Annotated in this window: 6 protein-coding genes, 1 tRNA gene and 1 pseudogene; all 8 read left to right on the forward strand. The window is 67.6% G+C overall.

The genetic code is table 11. From position 1 onward, the window contains the following. Positions 1–250 precede the first annotated feature (250 nt). Positions 251–326, forward strand: a tRNA-Ala gene (locus D620_RS0108485). Between the two features lie 133 nt (positions 327–459). Continuing rightward, a complete protein-coding gene (gene ffh / locus D620_RS0108490) occupies positions 460–1,947 on the forward strand; it encodes a signal recognition particle protein (protein WP_017665373.1) in 1,488 nt (495 codons plus the stop codon). 55 nt (positions 1,948–2,002) lie between these two features. Beyond that, positions 2,003–2,476, forward strand: a complete 474-nt coding sequence (gene rpsP / locus D620_RS0108495; RefSeq protein WP_017665374.1) for a 30S ribosomal protein S16 — start codon at positions 2,003–2,005, stop codon at positions 2,474–2,476. A 3-nt stretch (positions 2,477–2,479) separates the two neighbouring features. After that, entirely contained in the window at positions 2,480–2,983 is a 504-nt protein-coding gene (rimM, locus tag D620_RS0108500; RefSeq protein WP_017665375.1) for a ribosome maturation factor RimM, read from the forward strand. A gap of 4 nt (positions 2,984–2,987) precedes the next feature. Beyond that, on the forward strand, positions 2,988–3,536 hold the full coding sequence (locus D620_RS0108505; RefSeq protein ID WP_017665376.1) for a glycine-rich domain-containing protein: 549 nt from the start codon (positions 2,988–2,990) through the stop codon (positions 3,534–3,536). Beyond that, positions 3,536–4,363, forward strand: coding sequence for a TIGR04222 domain-containing membrane protein (locus D620_RS0108510; RefSeq protein WP_017665377.1), 828 nt, complete (start codon positions 3,536–3,538; stop codon positions 4,361–4,363). Before D620_RS0108505 ends, D620_RS0108510 begins: the two co-directional genes overlap by 1 nt. Positions 4,364–4,385: 22 nt before the next feature. Further along, the gene (locus D620_RS0108515; RefSeq protein WP_017665378.1) at positions 4,386–5,339 is read left to right on the forward strand and encodes a carbon-nitrogen hydrolase family protein; all 954 of its coding nucleotides are present in this window, start codon (positions 4,386–4,388) and stop codon (positions 5,337–5,339) included. A gap of 315 nt (positions 5,340–5,654) precedes the next feature. Beyond that, positions 5,655–6,000 (forward strand): annotated as a pseudogene (locus tag D620_RS0108525) (hypothetical protein); the annotation flags it as partial.

Below are 6,000 nucleotides of genomic sequence, written 5' to 3' on the forward strand. Positions count from 1 at the left end.
TGGGCCTGCCTCCGCAGGCCCATCCTTGGTGCGTTCCTGTTGCCCTACCGCTTTGCTGCTTGAGGGCGATGGCACCTGCGGCTCGGCCGCGTGGCCTCGCGGTCGCTTTGCGACCGAAGTCACCGCCACTGATCCCGTTTCCGGATTTTGGTCCGGGTCGATCAAATTTCGCTTGCAAGGGGAGGGCGGCCCATCTAATGGCCGCCTCCCGCGAGCAGGGCACCCGCCTTGCTCGCATGATGACTGGCTCGGGGCCTTAGCTCAGCTGGGAGAGCGCAACACTGGCAGTGTTGAGGTCAGCGGTTCGATCCCGCTAGGCTCCACCAGTCACCATTGATCAAAGTCGAAAGGTCCGGTTCCCCCGGGGGGACGCTTTTCGCAACGCTGGCCGACGAGGTTTCGTCCGCCGGCGTTTTTCGCATTATGCGCCTGCACCTGCGGCGCGAGGAGAAGTGAGCGATGTTCGACACGCTGTCCGACCGTCTGGGAGGCGTTTTCGACAAGCTGAAGGGTCGCGGTGCGCTGCGCGAGCAGGACGTGCGCGATGCCATGCGCGAGGTGCGCATTGCCCTCCTCGAAGCCGATGTCGCGCTGCCCGTCGCCCGCCGCTTCATCGATGCCGTCACCGAAAAGGCGGTCGGCCAGGATGTCCTGAAGTCGGTTACGCCCGGCCAGATGGTCATCAAGATCGTCCATGACGAACTGGTCGCAACGCTGGGTGGGATGGAGGTCGAGGGCCTCAAGCTGGACGCCAGGCCCCCGGTCGTGATCATGATGGTCGGCCTCCAGGGCTCGGGCAAGACCACCACCACCGCCAAGCTCGCCAAGCTGATCCGCGAACGCCATGGCAAGAAGGCGCTGATGGCCTCGCTCGACGTCAACCGCCCGGCCGCGCAGGAGCAGCTGGCGGTGCTGGGCGGGCAGGTCGATGTGGCGACCCTGCCGATCATCGCCGGCCAGCAGCCGGTCGATATCGCGCGCCGGGCGATGGAAGCGGCGCGCCTCCAGAATTTCGACGTGCTGCTGCTCGATACCGCGGGCCGTCTGCATGTCGATGATGCGCTGATGGCCGAGATGAAGGCCGTCGCCAGCGTCTCGGCGCCCAATGAAGTGCTGCTGGTGGTCGACAGCCTGACCGGGCAGGATGCGGTCAACGTCGCCCAGAGCTTCAGCGGCGAGGTGCCGCTGACCGGTGTCGTCCTCACCCGCATGGACGGCGACGCCAGAGGCGGCGCGGCGCTGTCCATGCGTGCCGTGACGGGCAAGCCGATCAAGTTTGCCGGCACCGGCGAAAAGCTCGACGCGATCGAGCCGTTCCGCCCCGGCTCGGTCGCCGACCGCATCCTCGGCATGGGCGACGTCGTCAGCCTCGTCGAACGCGCGGCGGCGACGATCAAGGAGGAAGAGGCCGAAAAGCTCGCCCGCAACCTCGAAAAGGGCAAGTTCGACCTCGACGATCTCGCCATGCAGCTGCGCCAGATGCGCAACATGGGCGGGATCGGGATGCTCGCAGGGCTGATGCCGGGCATGAAGAAGGCCAAGGCCGCGATGGCCAACTCGGGCATGGACGACAAGGTGCTGATTCACATGGAGGCGATCATCTCCTCGATGACCGCCAAGGAACGCGCCAATCCCGATCTGATGAACGCCAAGCGCAAGAAGCGCGTTGCAGCGGGCAGCGGGACCGATGTGCAGACGGTCAACAAGGTGCTCAAGATGCACCAGGAAATGGCCCGTGCGATGAAGCAGATCAAGAAGATGGGCGGCCTCAAGGGCCTTGCCGCGATGTTCGGCGGCGGCATGGGAGGCGGCGGCCCGATGGGCGGCATGGGCGGTCTTGGTGGTGGCGGCGCCGGCGGCCTTCCGGGCCTTGGCGGCCCCGGCGGCATGCCCGGCTTGGAGGGCGGCCTGCCCGGTCTCGGCGGCCCCCCGCGGTTCAAGAAATAGTTTCAAGTCAATCGGTTCAGTTCTAAAGTTCAATTCACTCGAAAGGTAACATCTCATGTCCATTTCCATCCGGCTCTCGCGCGGCGGCGCCAAGAAGCGTCCCTATTACCGCATCGTCGTCGCCAACAGCCGTAGCCCGCGTGACGGCAAGTATCTCGAGCAGATCGGCACCTACAACCCGCTGCTCGCCAAGGATTCGGCCGACCGCGTGAAGCTCGTCGAAGACCGCGCCCGCTACTGGCTCGGCGTCGGCGCGCAGCCGACCGACCGCGTTGCCCGCTTCCTCGATGCCGCCGGCATCAAGGAGCGTGCGGCCCGCGTGAACCCCAAGAAGGGCGAACCGGGCGAGAAGGCCAAGGAGCGCGCCGAAGAGCGTGCCGCCAAGATCGCCGAGGCCGAAGAAGCCGCGCGCGCCGCTGAAGAAGAAGCCAAGGCCGCTGCCGCAGCGCCTGCCGAGGAAGAAGCGCCCGCCGCTGAAGAAGCGCCTGCCGCCGAAGAAGCTGCCGCCGAAGAGCAGGCCGAAGGCTAAGCCATGAGCCCCAAGCCCGTCACCCTTGCCGCCATCGCCGGCGCGCACGGGGTGGCGGGCGAGGTGCGCCTCAAGCTGTTCGGCGAGGGCATTGCGACCCTCGCCCAGCAGAAGAGCTTCAATGACGGCGCGCTTACTCTTGTGAAGATCCGCGAGGACGGGAAGGGCGGGGCCATCGCCCGGCTCGCCCAGAGCAGCTCGCGCGCCGATGCAGAACGCCTGCGCGGCACAGTGCTGAGCGTCCCGCGCGCGGCGCTGCCCCCGCTTGGCGAGGGCGAGTTCTACCACGCCGACCTCCTCGGCCTTCCGGTCGTGACCGACGCGGGCGACGCGATCGGCAGCGTGCTTGCCATCGAGAACTTCGGCGCGACCGACATCATCGAGATCGCGCTCGACCCCGCCCCGGCCAAGGGCCCGAAAACCTTCATGGTCCCGATGGTCCCCGCGGCGGTGATCGCGTGGGACGACACCAAGCTTGTCATCAGCGCGGATTTCGCCGATAATTGACGGCGTGAGTTCGCCCGTCGACGAGACTCTCTGGCAGCGCATCGCCGACCACCACATCGGCCCGGCGGACGCATCGCTTTCCTTTACCGCTCGTCTCGCGCGCGAAAACCGCTGGAGCGCCGCCCACGCCGAGCGCGTGATCGGGGAATACAAGCGCTTCTGCTATCTGGCGATGACGGCGGGCCGCGAGGTGACGCCGTCCGATGCGGTCGATCAGGCCTGGCATCTCCACCTCACCTACAGCCGCGATTACTGGCAGACCTTCTGCCCCGAGGTGCTCGGGCGCGATTTGCACCATGGCCCGACGCAAGGCGGCCCGGTCGAGCGGGACCGCTACTACCATCAATACGCCGCAACCCTCGCCGCTTACGAGGCCGCTTTCGGCAGCGCGCCGCCTGCCGCGATCTGGCCGGGCGCGCATCGGCGCTTTGCCGTCGATCCGCGGGGAGTGCGCATTAACCTTTGGCATGATATTGTTCTCGAACGCCGGGTCGCACAGGCACTGGGCCTCTTCCTCGTCGCCGGGGGATGGCTCGCAGGAAGGATAATGTGATGGAGCTGTTCTCGTCCTGGACGGGCAGCGATTTCCTGCTGTTCTACAGCGTCTTGCTGGCCTTTGCGCTGGCGGGAGCATGGTGGATGACGGCGCTCCTGCGCGAGCCGGGCCGCCGCGCCAGTCCCGATGACAGCGAAAGCGTCGCGCTGCTCGCCGGCGGGCAGAGCCGGCTTGCCGATTCGGTGCTGGCCGAACTCTACGTCCACGGCGCGCTGGCCGAGGGCGAGAAGGGCAAGCTGCTGTTCGCCGACCGCACTGTGCCGGTCTCGGAGGCGGCCAGGATATTGCAGGCGGCGCGCGAGCCGCTCAGCCTCGCCGATGCGAGGAAGGCGCTGGGCATCCATGCCGACCGGATCGCGGCCAAGCTCCAGCGTGCGGGGCTGCTGATGCGCGACAGCGACTTCACGCGGCTGCGCTGGCTTTCGGTCACGCCCTTCGCCGCGCTCCTGCTGCTCGGCCTCTACCGCCAGCGGGCCGGTGACGCGCTGGGCGAGCCGACCGGCTTTCTGGTGGCGCTGATGATCGTCACCGCGATCCTGGCCGCAGTGCGCTTCTTCACCGTCGACCCGCGCACGATTGCGGGGATCGAGGCGGTGCGCGATCTGCGCGCGCGCAAGGATCGCTCCGCCCGCGCGCCGCAGCCTGACGAGGCGGCGATGGCGGTCGCGCTGTTTGGCACCGGCGTTCTGGTCGGCACCCCGTGGGAGCCGGTCCATGCCATGCGCAGGCAGGAAGGCGATGGTGGCAGCGGCGGGGGCGATGGTGGCAGCAGCGATGGCGGATCGGGCTGCGGCGGGGGCGGCTGCGGCGGTTGCGGGGGCTGACTTCCCGGCGTAAGCGGCGGGAATGACGAAATTGAATGTCGCCGTTGTCCAGGCCGCGCCTGTCCCGCTCGATTTCCAGGGCGGGATCGACAAGGCCGTCCGCCTTGCGCGGGAAGCGGTGGAGAGCGGCGCGAAGGTCGTCGCCTTCGGCGAGACCTTTCTGGGCGGCTATCCGCTGTGGCTTGACGAGGCGCCCGGCGCGGCCTTGTGGGATCACCCGGGGGCGAAGGCGCTGCACCGGATCATGCTCGAGCAGGCGGTGGTGGCCAATGACGAGCGGCTGCTGCCCTTGCAGGAACTGGCCGATGCGAGCGGGGCGATCATCTCCATCGGCGCGCATGAACGGGTGCGGCGCAGCCTCGTCAACAACCAGCTGACTTTCCGGCCGGGCCTGCCGGTGCTCGATCACCGCAAGCTGGTCCCGACCCACGGCGAACGCCTGATCTGGACGCGCGGCGACGGCTCGACGCTGGGGGTGCATCAGGCCGAATGGGGCCGCTTGGGCTCGCTGATCTGCTGGGAGCACTGGATGCCGCTCGCCCGCGCGGCAATGCATAATCTCGGCGAGGATGTGCACGTCGCTGCCTGGCCGACGGTGCGCGAGAGCCACGCGATCGCGTCGCGGCGCTATGCGATGGAGGGCCGGTGTTTTGTGCTGGCGGCGGGGCTGGTGCAGACGCGCGACGATCTGTTCGAGGGGCTGGAGCGGGTGGGTGGCGATGCCGCCGCGCGCGAGTTGTTCGAAGCGATCCCCGCCGAGGTGCTCAACCGCGGCGGCTCCCTGATCGCCGCCCCCGACACCCGCGTGCTGGCACAGGCGGGCGAGGGTGAGGAGACGCTTTTCGCCGAGCTCGATCTTGCCGAGGTGGCCGAGGGGCTGACAAACCTCGATACCGACGGGCATTATTCAAGGCCAGATGTGTTTGAACTGACGGTGGATACGCGGGCGAAGGATGGGGTGACTTGGAATGGATAGGGCGGTAGCTTCGCTCTTCTTGGTTCCACTTGCCTTCGGTTTGCTAACCGCGTTCCTAGGAGCCTACCTTCTTTCCCGGCATCTGCAGCGTGTGCCGAAGGTGCTTCGTTTGCTCATGGCATTGGCCTTGCCCGTGGTCGCAGTGCTGTTGGCGCTATATGGCCTCGACCTTGCTGGACAGGCTCCCAGATTCGCAGCGGGCGGAAGCCGGTTGGATGGCGCCGGTGCAGTTATAGCGTTCGTGTTCGGGCTGCCCTTCTACATCGTCATTTTCGTCATCTGCTGGGTCGTGGTCGCCAGGCGGTTGGCAAAACCATGACCTTCGCCGCCACCATCCTCACGCTCTACCCGGAGATGTTCCCCGGGCCGCTCGGGCATTCCATCGCGGGGCGCGCGCTGGCTGAGGGCAAGTGGGACTGCGAGACGGTGCAGATCCGCGACTTCGCCACCGACAAGCACCGCACGGTCGACGATACCCCTGCGGGCGGCGGGGCGGGGATGGTGTTGAAGTGCGACGTTCTGGCGCGGGCTTTGGACAGTGTGATCGGAGAGCCCCTTCCCCTTGGGGAAGGGGTTGGGGATGGGGGGGCGGCGCTGGAAGGTCGCTCATTCCCCTCAACCGCCGAGCCCCCCCCCCCCCCCCCCCCCCCCCCCCCCCCCC

The organism is Porphyrobacter sp. AAP82 (assembly GCF_000331285.1).
Lineage (GTDB): Bacteria > Pseudomonadota > Alphaproteobacteria > Sphingomonadales > Sphingomonadaceae > Erythrobacter.